Origin of the sequence: Maritimibacter fusiformis, from assembly GCF_008086115.1 — a bacterium.
GTDB classification, from domain to species: Bacteria; Pseudomonadota; Alphaproteobacteria; order Rhodobacterales; family Rhodobacteraceae; genus Muriiphilus; species Muriiphilus fusiformis.
The window spans coordinates 104,667-121,385 of the sequence record NZ_VSIY01000004.1 but is presented as its reverse complement, the minus strand read 5'-3'; the positions used below and the strand labels follow the sequence as shown (position 1 = coordinate 121,385).

The following is a 16,719-nucleotide window of genomic DNA, read 5'->3' as shown; positions in this document are numbered from 1 at the left end:
ATCCCCGCGTGTCCCGGTGCCAAATTGAACACCGTATCGCCCCGAAGTTTCCCCGTTTCCTTCTTTGTCCCGCCGCTGTTGCCCGGGATGATCGCCTTGTTATCGGGTCGGTGACCCGACCCCGGTGCCGCACTTAACAGCCCCCACCCAGTTCGCGGCACCGGGGATTTTTCTTTCCCGATCATCGCACCAGACCCCCGGACCGCGACAGGCGATCCTGTCTTCATCTTGGCCGATACACTCCGGGGGTTTCGGGGGTGGAACCCCCGTCTTGCTGTCGTGCGCGCCGCAGGCGCTCCGTTTGACAGCCCCCTTCAGGCAAACATGCCGTGGCAGAACCAGCCGGCCGACAGGGCCGCGCCATGGGCAAAATAGAGCCACAGCCGCTCGCCCCGGTGCGTCGTCACCCGCCAGTAGTCGCGCTGGCCCGAGCGCCAGCCGGGTTCGTCCAGCCACCATTCCGGCGAGATCCGTTCAGGGCCACGGCGCGCCACCACCTCGTGATCGCGGCCGCGCCAGCGAAAGCTGTCCGCCGGGTCCGGCCGGTCGGGCATGGTCACCGGCTCCGGCGGCCACAGTCTCAGCGGACGCTCGGCCCCGGCAACCCAGTCCCGGGCCGGTGGCGCGAAGGCCGCGGCCATCACCAGCGCGGCTTTCTCGGGAACATGGCTTTCGGCCGGATGCAGCCGGGTCAGCGCCTCAAGCCCCAGCCGGGCGCCGATCCGGCCCATCAGGTCCTCGACCTCGCGGCTGTCGCCCGGTATATCCGCCCGCCGCCCGGCCTCGACATGGCCGCGATGCTGCTCGGGATGCACCGGTTCGTGCAGCGGCGCCGACAGGCGCAGCTGGTCGATGCCAAAGCCCGGCTCGACCTCGCCCAGCTTCATCATCAAGAGCGGGCGGATGCGTTCGGCGGCGGCGCTGGGGCGGGCCAGCCCGACCTCCAACGCCTGCATGGTGTGGTCGGCGCGGCTGAACTCGATGCGCACCCGGCGCGCACCGCGTCCGGCGCGGGCCAGGCGCTCGGCCAGCTCCGGCAACAGCCGGTCGAGCGCGGCGGTGATGTCCTCGGCCAGCCCGATCGGCTCGGGCAGGCCAAGGCGCACGGCAAAACGCACCGACGGGCGGGCCGGCGAAACCGGCTCGGGCTCGACCCCAAGCGCCTGATCCAGCCGGCGCACCAGCCCGGTGCCGAACCGCCGGGCCAGCCCGGCGCGCGGCGTGCCGAGAATGTCGTCGATGCGCCGAAGCCCCAGCCGGGTCAGCGCCTCGACGGTCTCGCCCGGCAGGCGCAACGCCGCCACCGGCAAGGGCGCGATGGCGCTGCGGCTGCCACCCACCGGGGCGATGCGGGCCGCACTGGCTGCGGGCAGCGGGCGCGGCGGCTGGCCGCCGCGGGTCCAGTGCCGCCGTTTGGCCGCGCGCGATCGGGTGGCGCGCGCCTCCTGGTCGATCGCATCGCCGGCATGGGTCACAGCCGCGGGTCCGGCCGCGAACCGGGCCAGCGCCCAGGCCGCGCCGACGGTATCGGCCAGCCCCAGCCGCAGGCTCAGCCCCAGCCGGGCGCAATCGCGCTCGACCTCGGCCACCAGCCCGTCTTCGCCGCCGAACAGATGCGCACAGCCGGTGATGTCGAGGACCAGCGCCGCCGGCGGCTCCTCCGAGACCCAGGGCGTGAACCTGCCCGCCCAGCGCCGGAGCGTGGTCAGAAACGCCGCCTCGGCCACCGGGTTCTCGGGCTGCGACACCAGGTCGGGACAGATCGCGCGGGCATCGCGCAGCGGCTGGCCCAGCGTCAGCCCCAGGGCCTCGGCCTCGGCCGAGAGCGAGGCCAGCACCTGCGCGCCGCGCCGGTCGGCAACCACCGCCAGCGGCCCCGGCGACGCGCCACGATCCTGCCGCAACAGCCGTTCGGCGGCAAGGCGGGGAAACCACAGGCTGAGATATCGCTTCCGGGGCATGGGCTGGCAGAACTGCTGATGTTCGCACTATGTTCTCATACCGGCCCGAAAGAGTCGAGAGCGCAGCATCTCCCGACGCATCAGCCGCAGGTTATCGACACGATCCTGCCCCCGGCATCCACCCGCACATCGAGCCTTTGGGGATTGTAGTCCATCGTCACCACATCGTCGGGCCCGGCGATGCGCGTCGGATCATACCCGACCGGGTCAAGCGCCCCCTGTGGCGCTCCGATCAGATGCTGCAGGTCCGCAGCCGGGCAGGTCTTTGTCCCGATGCTGGCGTTTTCGCAACCCGCCACGGCGAGCAGGGACAGAATGACAAGGAAATTTCGCATGACTCCCTCCTTTTGACCAAAGCCATGAAGCCGCAGACGGACTGCCCGGGCAAGACGCGCGCCGGGCACCGGCAAGACTCCGCGGGTGGTTTACCTTGGCCCCGCCGCGGGCCAAGGTGGCGGCACCGGCCCGGCCGGCGTTTTCTGGAAAGGTAGCACATGGCAAACGACGGCACCAAACTTCTGGCGGTCCTGATCGACGGCGACAACATCGCGGCAAAACACGCCGAGGCGATCCTGAGCGAGATCACGACCTATGGGGAACCGGCGCTGCGGCGGGTCTATGGCGACTGGTCGTCGTCGGGCATGAACGCCTGGGCCAAGAAGGTGCAGGCGCTGGGCTTGGTCGCGCACCAGGAATCGGCCAATACCAAGGGCAAGAACGCCACCGACATCGGGCTGGTGATCGACGCGATGGACCTTTTGCATACCGGCCGGTTCAACGGCTTCGTTCTGGTCAGTTCCGACAGCGATTTCACCGCGCTCGCCAACCGCATCCGCGAACAGGGACTGGACGTGATCGGGATCGGCGAGAGCAAGACGCCCGAGAGCCTCAAGAACGTCTGCACCCGGTTCGTGATGATCGAGAACATCACCGAAACCCGCCCCGAAGAGACCGCCGCCAAGCCCACGAAACGCGCGCCGCAAGAGGCGATGCCACTGATCCTGGCGGCGATGGAAAAAATAGACCAGGAGGGCGAGTGGTATCAGCTCGGCCAGATCGGCCAGTCGATCCAGGCCGACCACCGCGACTTCGACACGCGCAGCTATGGCAAGGCCAAGCTGTCGGACCTGATCCGCGAATTGAAGCGCTTCGAGACCAAGCGCGAGGGCAACCACGTGCTTGTGCGGCGGCTGGACTGAGGTGGGTTACAAAACGACTCTGAGAGCCGATCGTCATGAAGACCTTCGGCAAGAGTTGACATCATGGGGTAAGCTGGCACCCGACAGACTGGACGCGCGCGGGCATCAAAAGGAACTGGAGCGCTGGGTTTTCAACAGGTTCTTGCGCGCAATCGTGCCAACTGGCGAATTTGAGTTCCCCATAATCGTTCAAGAGGGTGAGAACCCGGATTTCTTCTTCTCCGCGGGCCAGGCTCGATTGGGAATAGAAGTCACAGAGGCGGTCGACCCGGAGGAACAGGCGCAATGGACACAAGAGGCCCGCGACGCCCGAACCTCCAAAGAATTGATAGTAAGAGGAATGGACATCGATACGCCGGGCCGATCTCAAATGGCGCACACAGCAGTTCGGTCTGCACATACAAGAAAGATAGCGCAATGCAGCCCGGCTACTGACGCGCTCTTGATGTATTTGAACACCAGCGCGACGCTATTCGAAGATGCGCAGAACGTATTAAGTTGGCTGGATGGAGCGATTCCGCGAAATACCCGCTTTCAACGGGTTTGGGTTCTTGATGAAAAGGACTTGTTTGAATTGAAATCGGGGTCTCACGTTGCGTCTCTGGAAACGAAATGATTTCGTCCCCTCGCGTTCGAGAAACGCACGGCTTGAACCTGGCTGCAATTCGGCTAGTTTGGAACAATTCCAAACAAGAGGTTTCAGATGATCCCCGGAATCACCAGCGGACGGCGCAGGTTCTCTGATCTGAGCGAACAGGAAGTCCTCGCGCTCGCGATCTCGAACGAAGAGGACGACGCGCGCATCTACCGGCAATATGCCGAACGGCTGCGCACGGATTTTCCCGCGTCGGCCAAAGTGTTCGAGGAGATGGCGCTTGAAGAGGACGAGCATCGCCGCCTCCTGATCGAGGCGCACAAGCGTCGGTTCGGCGATGTCATCCCGCTGATCCGGCGCGAGCATGTCTCGGGCTTCTACGCCCGCAACCCGGTCTGGCTGATCGAGAACCTGGGGCTGGAGCGGATGCGCGCCGAGGCCAGCGAGATGGAGCGCCAGGCCGAGAAATTCTATCGCAAGGCCGCCGACCGGTCGACCGATGCCGACACCCGCAAGCTGTTGGGCGACCTTGCCGCCGCCGAGGCCGGACACACCGAGATGGCCGGAGAGCTCGAGGCCGAGCATCTCGGCGACGATGCCCGGTCGTCCGAAGACCGCGCCGCGCATCGCCAGTTCGTGTTGACCTGGGTGCAGCCCGGTCTGGCCGGGCTGATGGACGGGTCGGTCTCGACGCTGGCGCCGATCTTCGCCACCGCCTTCGCGACCCAGGACACCCACACGACCTTCCTGGTCGGCCTCGCCGCCAGCATCGGCGCCGGTATCTCGATGGGCTTCACCGAGGCCGCGTCGGACGATGGCGAGCTTTCGGGGCGCGGCAGCCCGGTGAAACGCGGCGCCGCCTCGGGGGTGATGACCACGCTGGGCGGTCTGGGTCACGCCCTGCCCTACCTGATCACGGATTTCTGGACCGCCACCACCATCGCGATGATCGTGGTTTTCGTCGAGTTGTGGGCGATCGTCTGGATTCAGAACCGCTATATGCAGACACCGTTCATGCGCGCCACGTTCCAGGTTGTTCTGGGCGGCGCGCTGGTGTTCGCGGCCGGTGTGCTGATCGGCGGCGGCTGAAACCGCACGCCGCCTTGCCCATGGCTCTTGTCCCGCCGCCGTGCTAGGCGGCGGCCATGTTTGCCGTGTTGACCCAGACCGCTCCGTTTTTCGCCCTGATCGGCCTTGGCTATGGCGCCGGGCGCACGGGGTTTTTCAGCCCGTCGGCAACGGCGGCGCTGACCCGGTTCGTGTTCTATTTCGCGCTGTCGGCGATGCTGTTTCGGTTCTCTGCCAACCTGCAACTGGGCGATGTGTTCGACTGGTCCTTCGTCTGGGCCTACCTGGCCGGCACCGGCGCGGTCTACCTGCTGGTCACCGCGGTTGCGCTGATCCGGGGGCGCGGCATCGAGGAAGCGGCGGTCGAGGCGCAATGCGGCGTGATCGGCAATTCCGGCTTTCTCGGCATCCCGCTTCTGGCCATGCTGATGGGCGAGGCGGCGATTGGCCCGGTGATGATGGTGCTGGCGGTCGATCTGGTGGTGTTCGGCAGCCTGATCGTGATCCTGATCACCGGGCACCGCGACGGGCGGATCTCGCCGCGGGCGCTGGTCACGATCGGCAAGGGGCTGATGACCAACCCGATGATCGTGTCCATCGTGTTGGGGTTCACATGGTCGGCCACCGGCATGCCGCTGCCCGGCCCGGTCAACCAGTTCATGGTCATCCTCGGCGCCGCCGCCACGCCCGGCGCGCTTTTTGCCATCGGTGCGTCGCTGGCGACCAAATCGGCCGAGCGGCTGTCGGTCGCCGCCTGGCTCTCGACCGCGAAACTGGTGCTGCACCCGGCGGCGGTGGCGGTAATGGCGCTCTTGGTCTTCCCGGTCGAGCCGTTCGCGGCCAGCGTGATGATCGCCGCAGCCGCGCTGCCGGTGGCCGGCAACGTCTATATCCTGGCGCAACATTACGGCGTCGCGCCGCAACGGGTCTCCGCCTCGATCCTGGTGTCGACGGCGGTGTCGATCCTGACCGTTTCGGCGGTGATTGCCTGGGTGAGCCTGTGATCTACGTCGATGCCGATGCCTGCCCGGTCAAGGCCGAGGTCGAACAGATCGCCACCCGTCACAAGGTGCGCGTGGCGGTGGTGTCGAACGGCGGCTTGCGCCCCTCGGCCAATCCGCTGGTCGAAATGGTCTATGTCCCCGACGGGCCGGACGTTGCCGACATCTGGATCGCCGAGCGCGCAGGGCCGGGCGATGTGGTTGTCACCGGCGACGTGCCGCTGGCCGCCAAATGCGTGGCCGCGGGCGCGCAGGTGATTCGCCACAACGGCGAGGCGTTCACCCCCGCCAACATCGGCAACCAGCTTGCCAGCCGCGACCTGATGGCCGACCTGCGCGCCAGCGACCCGTTCCGGCAGGGCGGCGGGCGACCCTTCTCCAAGGCCGACCGCGCCCGGTTTCGCGATGCGCTGGAACGTGCGCTGCGCATCGCCGCGCAAACCCCGCGCGCCTGACGCCCCTTGCACGTCGCCCCCCTGCTTTGTAGGCAGTGACGGACACATGATGGGGGCGCCGATGCCGCACAGCGATCCGAAAACTCTGGTCTCGACCGACTGGCTGGCCCGGCACCTGGCCGACCCCGACCTTCGACTGATCGACGCGTCATGGTATCTGCCCGACAATGGCCGCGACCCGAGGGCGGAATACGAGGCGGCCCATATCCCCGGCGCGCGTTTTTTCGACATCGACGAGATTGCCGATCTGCGATCGGACCTGCCGCACATGGTGCCGCCGGTCGACAAGTTCATGAGCCGGATGCGCGCCATGGGCATCGGCGACGGGCATCAGGTGGTGGTCTATGACGGCGCCGGGCTCATGTCGGCGGCGCGGGTCTGGTGGCTGTTTCGCCTGATGGGCAAGATGGACATCGCGGTGCTGGACGGGGGTCTGCCGAAATGGGTCGCCGAAGGCCGTGCGACCGAGGACATGCCGCCGATCGTGCGCGATCGGCACATGACGGTCAGCCGCCAGTCCGACCTGGTCAAGGACGTGACGCAGGTGGCCGCGGCCTCCAAGCTTGGCGACTGGCAGATCGTCGACGCCCGCTCTGCCGGGCGTTTCCGCGGCGAAGAACCGGAGCCGCGCGAGGGGCTGCGCAAGGGCCATATCCCGAATTCGCGCAACCTGCCCTACGGCGACCTCCTGAACGAAGACGGCACGATGAAATCGCCCGAAGAGCTCAAGGCCGCCTTCGAGGCCGCCGGGATCGACCTGGCAAAGCCCGTGATCTCGACCTGCGGCTCGGGCGTGACCGCCTGCATCCTCGACCTCGCCCTGACCCGCCTCGGCCACCCCCGCCATGCCGTCTATGACGGGTCGTGGGCGGAATGGGGCATGTACAACGATCTCAAGATCGCAACCGGAGACTGACCGCCATGTTCGAACATCTCAAGCCGCAGCCCGAAGACAAGATCATGGCCCTGATGCAGCAGTACCGGGCCGATCCGCGCGAGAACAAGATCGACCTCGGCGTCGGCGTCTACAAGGATGCCACCGGCAACACCCCGGTGATGCGCGCGGTAAAAGAGGCCGAAAAGCAGCTTTGGGAGATCGAGACCACCAAGGCCTATACCGGGCTGGCGGGCGATCCCGCCTTCGGTCGTGCCCTGTCCGGTCTTGTGCTGGGCGACACCGTCCCCGACGACCGCCTCGCCTATGCCGCGCAACCGGGCGGCACCGGCGCGATCCACCAGGCGCTCGAACTGGTCAAGATGGCGACGCCCGAGGCGACGATCTGGGTTTCCGCCCCGACCTGGCCCAACCACCCCTCGATCATCCGGCACCTGAAGCTGGCCATCGCCGAGTATCGCTATTTCGACGATGAAACGCGCGGCGTCGATTTCGCGGGCATGATGGAAGACCTGGCGGGGGTGAAACCCGGCGACGTGGTGCTCTTGCACGGCTGCTGCCACAACCCCACCGGCGCCAACCTGACCCTGCCGCAATGGGACGAGGTCGCCACCCTGATCGGCGAGAAGGGCGCGACACCGTTCATCGACATCGCCTACCAGGGTTTCGGCGACGGGCTCGAGGCCGACGCCGCCGGCACGCGGTTGATCTGCGAGCGCCTGCCGGGCGCGCTGATCGCGGCGTCGTGTTCCAAGAACTTCGGCGTCTACCGCGAACGCACCGGGCTGTTGATGGCAGTCACGCCGGACGCGAAATCGCGCGGTGTTACCCAGGCCAACCTGACCCATCTCAACCGCCAGAACTTCTCATTCCCGCCCGATCACGGCGCGCGGCTGGTGATGATGATTCTCGAGAACGAGGCCCTGCGCGCCGAGTGGACGGCGGAACTGGAAGAGATCCGCACCGGAATGCTCGGCCTGCGCACGCAACTGGCCGAGGCCCTGCGCGCACGCAGCGGATCGGACCGCTTCGGCTTTATCGCCCAGCACCGCGGCATGTTCTCGCGCCTTGGCGCGACCCCCGAACAGGTCGAACACATACGCGAAAAGCACGGCATCTACATGATCGGTGATTCGCGCATGAACATCGCCGGGCTGAACAGCAAGACGGTCGACCTGCTGGCGGACGCGATCATCGACGCCGGGGTCTGACGACCCCGACCTGCTTCTTTGTTTCCGAAATACCTCGGGGGGAGGTCGGTTTGCCCCGCAAACCGACCGTTGGGGGCAGCGCCCCCAGCCCTCACCCGTTGGTGAACTCGGGATAGGCCTCCATCCCGAGCTCGGCCCGGTCCAGCCCCTTGGCCTCGGCCTCGGCATCGACGCGCAATCCCAGCGTCGCCTTCAGGATCAGCCAGACCGCGCCCGAGACGGAAAAGACGAACGCGCCGACGATCAGGATCGGAACCACCTGTCCTACCAGTGTGGCTTCGTCGTTGGAAAACAGCACCGCGAGCGTGCCCCAGATGCCGGCGACAAGATGCACCGGGATCGCGCCCACCACGTCGTCGATCCTGAGCCGGTCCAGCAGCGGCACGGCGATCACCACGATCACCCCGCCAAGCGCCCCGATCTGCGCGGCCATGCCGAGCGACGGCGCCAGCGGTTCTGCGGTGATCGACACCAGCCCCGCCAGCGCCCCGTTCAGCACCATGGTCAGGTCGATCTTGCGGTAGAGAAGCTGCGTCAGCCCCAGCGCGGCCAGTGCGCCCCCCGCAGCGCCGGCGTTGGTGTTGGCGAAGATCCGGCTGATGTCGGCGACGTTGCCGGCGCTGTTCATGTAAAGCTGCGAGCCGCCGTTGAACCCGAACCAGCCCAGCCACAGGATGAAGGTGCCCAGCGTCGCGAGCGTCAGGTTCGACCCGGGCAGGGCGTTGACCTTGCCGCCGGGTCCGTATTTCCCCAGCCTGGGCCCAAGGATCAGCGCCCCCGCCAGTGCCGCCCAGCCACCGGCCGAATGCACCAGCGTGGACCCGGCGAAGTCCTGGAACCCGAACACCGTGTCCAGAAACCCGCCGCCCCATTTCCACGATGCCTCGACCGGATAGATCAACCCGGTCAGCACCAGCGTGAAGATCAGGAACGGCCACAACCTGATCCGCTCGGCCAGCGCGCCCGAGACAATCGACGCGGTGGTGGCGCAGAACATCATCTGAAAGAAAAAGTCGGACCCGACCGAGGCATAGCTGAGGTCGGTCTGCGCCGATCCTCCGACCGGCTCCAGCACGGCGGGCGCGAATGCCCCCAGAACGCCGGAGATCGTCCAGCCCTCGCCCGGGTAGAGCAGGTTGTAGCCGACCAGGTGAAACATGATCGCCGCGATGGAAAAGAGCGCGATGTTCTTGGTCAGCTGCATCGCCACGTTCTTCGAGCGCACCAGCCCGGCCTCGAGCATCGAGAAGCCCGCCGCCATCCAGAACACCAGAAACCCGGTCACGAGAAACATGAAAGTGTTGAAGATATAGCCAATCTCGTCGGCGGGCGGCATCGCCTCCGCTGTTTGTGCCAGCGATATCGTCGGCGCGAGCGCCGTGGTGAGCGCGGAGAAAAGCATGGGTTTCGGCTGCATGTCTGTCGGTCCCTTTCTGGCCCTGCCTGCGCGGCATTCGGCATGACCTCAGCCAAGCGGTCTGCGCTGCGGTGCGGCAAGGGACATCGGGGTATGCGCAAGCCCAAACCCGGCAGTCACCCGAATTTTCTGCATCTGCGCACCGCCTTGCCCAATTTCCGTGCAGATCGTGAACGGCACAGGCCGCCCCGGCGTGCCTTCGCTCTCGTCATCGGCCCGCCGCTTCGTTAAGTTCGGGGCCGAAAGAGCAGGCCCAGAAGGACAACGATGGCAAAGAACGGTTCCCGGCGCCCGCCGCTGGTCGCGGACAAGAGGTATGCACGCCCGGCGCGCAAGACGGCCGAGACTAGGAAACCCAAGCGGCGCAGCCCCCGTCCGCCAAAGCCGCCCAGACGCAGGCGGCATTGGCTGATCGCGTTGCCGCTGGCGCTTGTCCGCTGGATGTGGCGGGTGGTGTTCAAGCTGTCTCTGACCGCCGCGGTCGCCGCGGCACTGCTGTTGGGGGCCGGTATTCTCTATTACACCGCGTCGATGCCGCCGCTCGACAAGCTGGTCGACGGACGCGCGCGCGGCTCGGTCACGCTGCTGGACCGCAACGGCGAGGTTTTCGCCTGGCGCGGCGAACAGTTCGGCGGGTTGATCACCGTCGAGAACGTGTCGGAGGTACTGAAAAACGCGGTCGTAGCGACCGAGGACAAGCGGTTCTATCGGCATTTCGGCGTCAGCCCGCGCGGCATCGCCGGGGCCATCCGCATCAACCTGTCCGAAGGGCGCGGCCCGCTCTCGGGTCACGGCGGCTCGACCATCACCCAGCAGACCGCGAAACTGGTCTGTCTCGGGGTGCCCTACGACCCCGCCAGCGGCATGACCGAAGCCGAATACGAGGCCGATTGCCGCGAATCGAGCCTGTGGCGCAAGGTCAAGGAGGCCGTCTATGCGATGGCGCTCGAGACACGGTTCTCCAAGGACGAGATTCTCACGATCTACCTCAACCGCGCCTTCCTCGGCTCGGGGGCCTACGGCTTCGAGGCGGCAAGCCAGCGCTATTTCGGAAAACCGGCCTCCGAGGTGGACACCTCGGAGGCGGCGGTTCTGGCCGGTGCGCTGACCGCGCCGACCCGCTATGCCCCGACCAACGACCTCGACCGAAGCTGGGAGCGGGCGTTGACCGTGATCAAGCTGATGGAGGAACAGGGCTATCTGACCGCCGCCGAGGCCGAGCGCGCCCGCAACGCCCCTGCCGAGTTGTCCGAGGCCGCCGAGGCGCGCGCGGGCGGCTACTTCGCCGACTGGATGATGAATACCGGCCCGTCGTTCCTGACCCGCGACACCACCGAAGACGTGTTCATCCGCACCACCTTCGACCAGAAGATCCAGAAAGCCGCCGAAGAGGCGCTGGCCTGGGTGTTCGAGAACAAGGTCAGCCCGGAGTCCAAGGCCCAGGCGGCAATTGTCGTGATGAGTTCGGACGGGGCGGTGCGTGCCATGGTCGGCGGGCGCAAGACCCAGGTGACCGGCGCCTTCAACCGCGCGACGATGGCGATGCGGCAGACCGGATCGGCGTTCAAACCCTTCGTCTATGCGGCGGCGCTCGATCTCGGCTGGCGCTATGACAGCATCATCGAGGATGCGCCGATCACCATCGACATTCCCGGTTCGGGGCCGTGGAGCCCGACCAACTACACCAACGATTTTCGTGGCTGGGTGACACTGACCGACGCGCTGGCCAATTCACTGAACATTCCGGCGGTGAAACTGTCCGAGGCGGTCGGGCGCGAGAACGTGCGCACCGTCGCCGGGATGTTCGGGATCGAAAGCGATCTCGCGTTGGGGCCGGCGCTGGCGCTGGGCGCATCGGAGTCGACCCTGCTGGAGATGACCGGCGCCTATGCCGGCATCCTCAACGGCGGCTCGTCGGTGACGCCCTACGGGCTGGTGGAATTGCGCCTGCTGGGCGACGACGCACCGTTGATGGAGCAGGAAGGCGGCATCGGCGAGAGGGTGATCACACCCGCCGCCGCCGAACAACTGATCTACATGATGCACCAGGTGATGCTGCGTGGCAGTGGGCAGCGCGCCAACCTGCCGGACCGCGAGGCCGCCGGCAAGACCGGCACCACCACCGCCGCGCGCGACGCCTGGTTCCTGGGCTTCACCGCCGACTACGTTGCCGGCGTCTGGATGGGCTATGACGACAACACGCCCCTGAAAGGCACCACCGGCGGCGGGCTTCCTGCCGAGATCTGGCGCGAGACGATGGTGCGGGTGCACAAGGACCTGCCGCCGCGCCCGCTGCCGATGATCAAGCCCGATGCACCGCCCGTGGTCTCTGAAGGCACTGGCGGGCCGAACGGTTGGCCAGGCAACGACGGTGGCCGGGTAAGGTCGCCCGCACCTGCCCCCGACAGCCTGTTGGGCGTGCTGCGCACCATCCTCGGCATCGACAACTGATCGCAAGAAACGCTGCCCGCCCCCTGAGCTTTTAACCATTGCGTAGGGTGGATGGTGCATTCTGCCCGGCAATCAGTGTCAAGCGGGGGACAGGGGCCAGATGACCCGGGTGGAAGAACAGGGCAGCCAGGAATTGCGCACGCATCGCGGGGCGGTGCGCGGGCTGTTTGCCGCGGTCGCGCTGTTCTCGGTGTTCGTCAATATCCTGATGCTGACCGGGCCGCTCTTCATGCTGCAGGTCTATGACCGGGTGCTGGGCAGCCGGTCCGAGGAAACGCTGCTGGCGCTGTTCATCCTGATGGCGTTCCTGTTCGCGGTGATGGGGGTGCTCGACTATGCCCGCGGCCGCATTCTGGCACGGATCGGCGCACGCTTTCAGGCCGGGCTGGACCGGCGGGTGTTCTGCGCCATGCTGCGCCGCGATGCGGACGACCCCACCGGGTCCGGGCGGCACGGCAATGCTCTGCGCGACCTCGAATCGGTGCAGCGGTTGCTGTCGTCGCCGGTGTTCACAGCGGTGTTCGACCTGCCGTTCACCCCGGTCTTCCTGGCCGGAATCCTAGTCTTTCACCCCTGGCTCGGGGTGCTGGCGCTGGCAGGCGGGGCGGTTCTGGTGGCGATCAGCGCCCTTAACCAGAGCCTGACCGCCGCCCCGGTTCAAAGCGCCAATGCCGCGATGGCACGGGCCGATCACACCGCCGAACACCTGCGCGCCGAGGCCGAGATGGTGCGCGCCCTTGGCATGTCGGAAAACGCTTTCCGGCGCTGGAAGGCGGCCCGGCAAATGGCATTGGCCGACACCATCCTGTCCTCGGACCGGGCCGGGCGGTTCTCGACCCTGTCGCGCACCCTTCGGCTGTTCCTGCAATCGGCGATGCTGGGGCTGGGCACTTACCTGGTGCTGCAGGGCGAATTGACGGCCGGTGCGATGATCGCGGCGTCGATCCTGCTTGGCCGCGCACTGGCGCCGATCGACCTCGCGATCGGTCAGTGGCAGCTTGTCCAACGCGCCCGCCACGGCTGGCAAGGGTTGGTTCGGCTGCTTGGCAGCGTGCCGCCCGATGCGCCGCGCGTCGCGCTGCCCCGGCCACGGGCGCACCTGGTCGCCGAGGGTCTTACCGTGGTGCCGCCGGGCCAGGCGCAGCCGGCGTTGCGCGGCGTCAGTTTCGAGGTCAGACCGGGCGAGGCGCTTGGCGTGATCGGCTCCTCGGGCGCGGGGAAATCGACGCTGGCACGCGCGATCACCGGGGTCTGGCGCCCGGCTGGCGGCAAGATCCGCCTTGACGGCGCGGCGCTCGACCAGTTCGACCCGGACGTGCTGGGCCAGCACATAGGCTATCTGCCGCAGCGCGTGCAGATGTTCGACGGCACCATCGCCGAGAACATCGCGGGGCTTGCCGAGGAACCCGACGACACCGCGGTCGTGACCGCTGCGCGCAATGCCGCCGCGCATGCGCTGATCCTGGCCCTGCCGGACGGCTACAACACCCGCATCAGTGCCGGAGGCGGGTTGCTGTCGGGCGGCCAGATGCAACGTGTCGGCCTTGCCCGGGCAATGTATGGCGACCCGGTGGTGCTGGTGCTGGATGAGCCGAACTCGAACCTCGACAATGACGGCGGCACAGCCTTGAACGCCGCGATCCGGGCGATCAAGGCCGCCGGCGGTGCGGTTCTGATCATGGCGCATCGTCCCGCCGCAATCGCCGAATGCGACCGGCTTCTGGTGCTGGCGCAGGGCACCGTCAAGGCGTTCGGCCCGCGCGACGAGGTGCTGGCACGCACCGTCCAGAACGCGCGTCATTTGCAAGTGGCGCGGGCCGGCGGCCAAGCGGGAGGCGTGACATGAGCGCGCCGACACCACAGCCGGCCTGGTCGGCGCGCAGGCCGCTCATCCTCGGGCTGGTCGCGATCCTGGTGCTGGTCTGCGGCTTTGGCACCTGGGCCACCACCACCCGCATCTCGGGCGCCATCGTCGCCCCCGGCGCGATCGAGGTCGAGCAGAACCGCCAGGTCGTGCAGCACCTCGACGGCGGCGTGGTCGCCAGCATCGAGGTTCACGAGGGGGACCGCGTTAGGAAAGGCCAGGTGCTGATCCGGCTCGACGCCGAGGATGTCGCCTCTGAACTGACCATCGTCGAAAGCCAACTGTTCGAACTCATGGCCCGGCGCGGGCGGCTCGAGGCGGAACGCGACGAGGCGCGCGACATCTCGTTTGCGCCGGAATTGCTGAGCCTGGCCGAGACCAACCCCGACGTGGCAGCGATGCTCGAGGGCAATCGCCGGCTGTTTCGGCAACGGCGCGACAACCTGTGGTCCTCGGTCGAGCAACTGGAAAAACGCGCCGCCCAGATCGCCAGCCAGATCGGCGGCATCGCGGCGCAGAGAGAGGCGCTGGAGGAACAGGCCCGGCTGATCGCCGAGGAACTGGTCAGCCAGCAAGCCCTTCTCGAAAAGGGGCTGACACAGGCCTCGCAGGTTCTGGCGCTGCGCCGCGAACAGGCCCGGCTGGTCGGCACGCTGGGCGAGGTCACCGCGACAGGGGCCCAGGCCGAGGGGCGTATCACCGAAATCGAGATCGAAATCACCCGCATAGAGGCCCAGCGCCGCGAGGATGCCTCAGAAGACCTGAGCACGCTCGAGGGGCGCGAACTCGAGCTTGCCGAGCGCCGCCGTGCCCTGCGCCAACAGCTTGACCGGCTGGTCATCCGCGCACCGGTATCGGGCGCCGTGCATGCGATGCAGGTCTTTGGCGAAGACGCCGTGATCCGTCCGGCCGAGCCGGTGCTGTTCATCGTGCCCCAAGATCGCCCCCTGATCATCGGCGTCCGGGTCGCGCCGATCCATGTCGACCAGATCCACATCGGCCAGCCCGTGATCCTGCGCTTTTCCGCCTTCAGCAGCCGCGCCACCCCGGAACTGACGGGCACGGTGCTGTCGGTATCGCCCGATGCACTGACCGACGACGCGACCGGCCAACGCTTTTACCGCGCACGCATCGAAATAGCCGAGGGTGAGGCCGACAAGCTGCCCGAGGGCACGGTTTTGATCCCCGGGATGCCGGTCGAGGCCTATCTGCGCACCGGCGACCGCAGCCCGATCGCCTATCTGGTCAAGCCGCTGGCGGATTATTTCAACAAAGCCCTGCGCGAGGACTAGAACCGCCCCGCGCCAGCCGATAGCGTCGCGCCGAAACCTGAGCGAAAGGACGCGACATGAGCGGATTTGAACAACGGCTGGCCGAACTTGGCGTCACCCTGCCCGAGGCCCCGGCGCCGGCGGCGAACTACGTGCCCTGGGTGGTGAGCGGCGACCTGGTGTTCGTTTCAGGCCAGATCTCGATGCAGGACGGCGCCTTCATCACAGGCAAGCTGGGCGACGACATGGACGTGGCAGAGGGCGCGGCGGCAGCCAGAACCTGCGCCATCGGGCTTCTGGCCCAGGTCAAGGCGGCGTGCGGCGGCGATCTCGACCGGCTGGTACGGGTGGTCAAGCTGACCGCCTTCGTCAATTCGACCGCCGATTTCGGCGACCAGCCCAAGGTCGTCAACGGGGCGTCCGATTTCCTGGTCGAAGCCCTGGGCGATGCCGGACGGCATTCGCGCTCGGCCGTGTCGGCGGCGTCGTTACCGTTCGGCGTGGCGGTCGAGATCGAGGGGATCTTCCAGATCAAATGACGGCCCTGCCGGCGGACTTCCTCGGCCCGCCGCTGGCCCACCGGGCATTTCACGATGTCACGGCGGGCCGGCCCGAAAACTCGCGCGCCGCGATCCGGGCGGCGATTGCGGCGGGCTACGGCATCGAGATTGACGTGCAAATGTCCGCCGATGGCGTGGCGATGGTGTTTCACGACTACCTTCTCACCCGGCTCACGGGCCGGGAGGGCGCGGTGCGGCATTTCACCGCCGACGCTTTGGCCGCGACCCGGCTGATCGGCGGCGACGAGGGCATCCCGACGCTGGCCGAAGTGCTGGCGCTGGTGGCGGGTCGGGTGCCGCTCCTGATCGAGATCAAGGATCAGGACGGGGCGATGGGGCCGGATGTCGGACCGCTGGAACGCGCCGTGGCCGACGCGCTTGCCGACTACCGCGGTCCGCTCGCGGTGATGTCGTTCAACCCGCATTCCGTCGCCGCCTTCGGACAGGCCGCGCCTGACGTGCCGCGCGGCCTGACCTCGAGCGCCTTTCTGCCCGAGGACTGGCCAAACCTGAATGAACGCGTCCTTGCGCCTCTGCGCGGAATGCCCGATCTCGAACGGGTCGGCGCGTCGTTCATCAGCCACGATGCCCACGACCTCGCCAATCCGCGCGTGGCCGAGGTGAAGGCGGCGGGGTTGCCGGTTCTGTGCTGGACGATCCGCTCGCCCGAGGCCGAGACACAAGCGCGTGAGATCGCGGACAACGTGACCTTCGAGGGCTACGCCGCCGCCCTGCCGGCTTGACGCCCCCTGCCCGGCGCTCTCCAATGCC

General features: G+C 67.2%; 15 protein-coding genes. 12 read left to right on the top strand and 3 right to left on the bottom strand.

Annotation, left to right across the window (positions count from 1 at the left end):
• Positions 1-314: 314 nt before the first annotated feature.
• Together FVF75_RS04615 and FVF75_RS04610 are read right to left on the bottom strand one after the other, a co-directional pair.
• Positions 315-1,961, bottom strand: coding sequence for a Y-family DNA polymerase (locus tag FVF75_RS04615; RefSeq protein ID WP_148376685.1), 1,647 nt, complete (start codon positions 1,959-1,961; stop codon positions 315-317).
• 80 nt (positions 1,962-2,041) lie between these two features.
• Positions 2,042-2,296 (bottom strand): I78 family peptidase inhibitor, encoded by a 255-nt coding sequence (locus FVF75_RS04610; protein ID WP_148376683.1) that lies wholly within the window; start codon positions 2,294-2,296, stop codon positions 2,042-2,044.
• Positions 2,297-2,455: 159 nt separating this feature from the next.
• Between FVF75_RS04610 and FVF75_RS04605 the strand changes: the two genes are divergently transcribed.
• The 7 genes from FVF75_RS04605 (at position 2,456) to FVF75_RS04575 (ending at position 8,385) form a co-directional block, all read left to right on the top strand.
• Positions 2,456-3,160, top strand: a complete 705-nt coding sequence (locus FVF75_RS04605) for an NYN domain-containing protein (RefSeq protein WP_148376681.1) — start codon at positions 2,456-2,458, stop codon at positions 3,158-3,160.
• Between the two features lies 1 nt (position 3,161).
• Complete coding sequence (locus FVF75_RS04600; RefSeq protein ID WP_148376679.1) at positions 3,162-3,776, top strand: PDDEXK family nuclease; 615 nt, start codon at positions 3,162-3,164, stop codon at positions 3,774-3,776.
• Between the two features lie 87 nt (positions 3,777-3,863).
• On the top strand, positions 3,864-4,844 hold the full coding sequence (mbfA, locus tag FVF75_RS04595; protein WP_148376677.1) for an iron exporter MbfA: 981 nt from the start codon (positions 3,864-3,866) through the stop codon (positions 4,842-4,844).
• A gap of 56 nt (positions 4,845-4,900) precedes the next feature.
• Positions 4,901-5,827 (top strand): AEC family transporter, encoded by a 927-nt coding sequence (locus FVF75_RS04590; RefSeq protein WP_148376676.1) that lies wholly within the window; start codon positions 4,901-4,903, stop codon positions 5,825-5,827.
• Positions 5,824-6,279 (top strand): YaiI/YqxD family protein, encoded by a 456-nt coding sequence (locus FVF75_RS04585; RefSeq protein WP_148376674.1) that lies wholly within the window; start codon positions 5,824-5,826, stop codon positions 6,277-6,279. Before FVF75_RS04590 ends, FVF75_RS04585 begins: the two co-directional genes overlap by 4 nt.
• 61 nt (positions 6,280-6,340) lie before the next feature.
• Positions 6,341-7,195, top strand: coding sequence for a 3-mercaptopyruvate sulfurtransferase (gene sseA, locus FVF75_RS04580; RefSeq protein ID WP_148376672.1), 855 nt, complete (start codon positions 6,341-6,343; stop codon positions 7,193-7,195).
• Positions 7,196-7,200: 5 nt separating this feature from the next.
• A complete protein-coding gene (locus tag FVF75_RS04575) occupies positions 7,201-8,385 on the top strand; it encodes an amino acid aminotransferase (RefSeq protein ID WP_148376670.1) in 1,185 nt (394 codons plus the stop codon).
• 91 nt (positions 8,386-8,476) lie between these two features.
• Here FVF75_RS04575 and FVF75_RS04570 read toward each other — a convergent pair whose 3' ends face one another.
• The gene (locus FVF75_RS04570; protein WP_148376668.1) at positions 8,477-9,802 is read right to left on the bottom strand and encodes an ammonium transporter family protein; all 1,326 of its coding nucleotides are present in this window, start codon (positions 9,800-9,802) and stop codon (positions 8,477-8,479) included.
• Positions 9,803-10,069: 267 nt separating this feature from the next.
• On the opposite strand from FVF75_RS04570, the gene FVF75_RS04565 reads away from it, so the two are divergent.
• The 5 genes from FVF75_RS04565 to FVF75_RS04545 all read left to right on the top strand — a co-directional run bounded on the left by FVF75_RS04565 (position 10,070) and on the right by FVF75_RS04545 (position 16,691).
• Complete coding sequence (locus tag FVF75_RS04565; protein ID WP_148376665.1) at positions 10,070-12,253, top strand: transglycosylase domain-containing protein; 2,184 nt, start codon at positions 10,070-10,072, stop codon at positions 12,251-12,253.
• Between the two features lie 100 nt (positions 12,254-12,353).
• Positions 12,354-14,099, top strand: coding sequence for a type I secretion system permease/ATPase (locus FVF75_RS04560; protein WP_148376663.1), 1,746 nt, complete (start codon positions 12,354-12,356; stop codon positions 14,097-14,099).
• Positions 14,096-15,409, top strand: coding sequence for an HlyD family type I secretion periplasmic adaptor subunit (locus FVF75_RS04555; RefSeq protein WP_148376661.1), 1,314 nt, complete (start codon positions 14,096-14,098; stop codon positions 15,407-15,409). Before FVF75_RS04560 ends, FVF75_RS04555 begins: the two co-directional genes overlap by 4 nt.
• A gap of 56 nt (positions 15,410-15,465) precedes the next feature.
• Positions 15,466-15,927: a RidA family protein gene (locus FVF75_RS04550; protein ID WP_148376658.1), complete on the top strand. Its 462-nt coding sequence runs from the start codon at positions 15,466-15,468 to the stop codon at positions 15,925-15,927.
• The gene (locus FVF75_RS04545; RefSeq protein ID WP_148376656.1) at positions 15,924-16,691 is read left to right on the top strand and encodes a glycerophosphodiester phosphodiesterase family protein; all 768 of its coding nucleotides are present in this window, start codon (positions 15,924-15,926) and stop codon (positions 16,689-16,691) included. The genes FVF75_RS04550 and FVF75_RS04545 overlap by 4 nt, the downstream gene beginning before the upstream one ends.
• Positions 16,692-16,719: the final 28 nt, after the last annotated feature.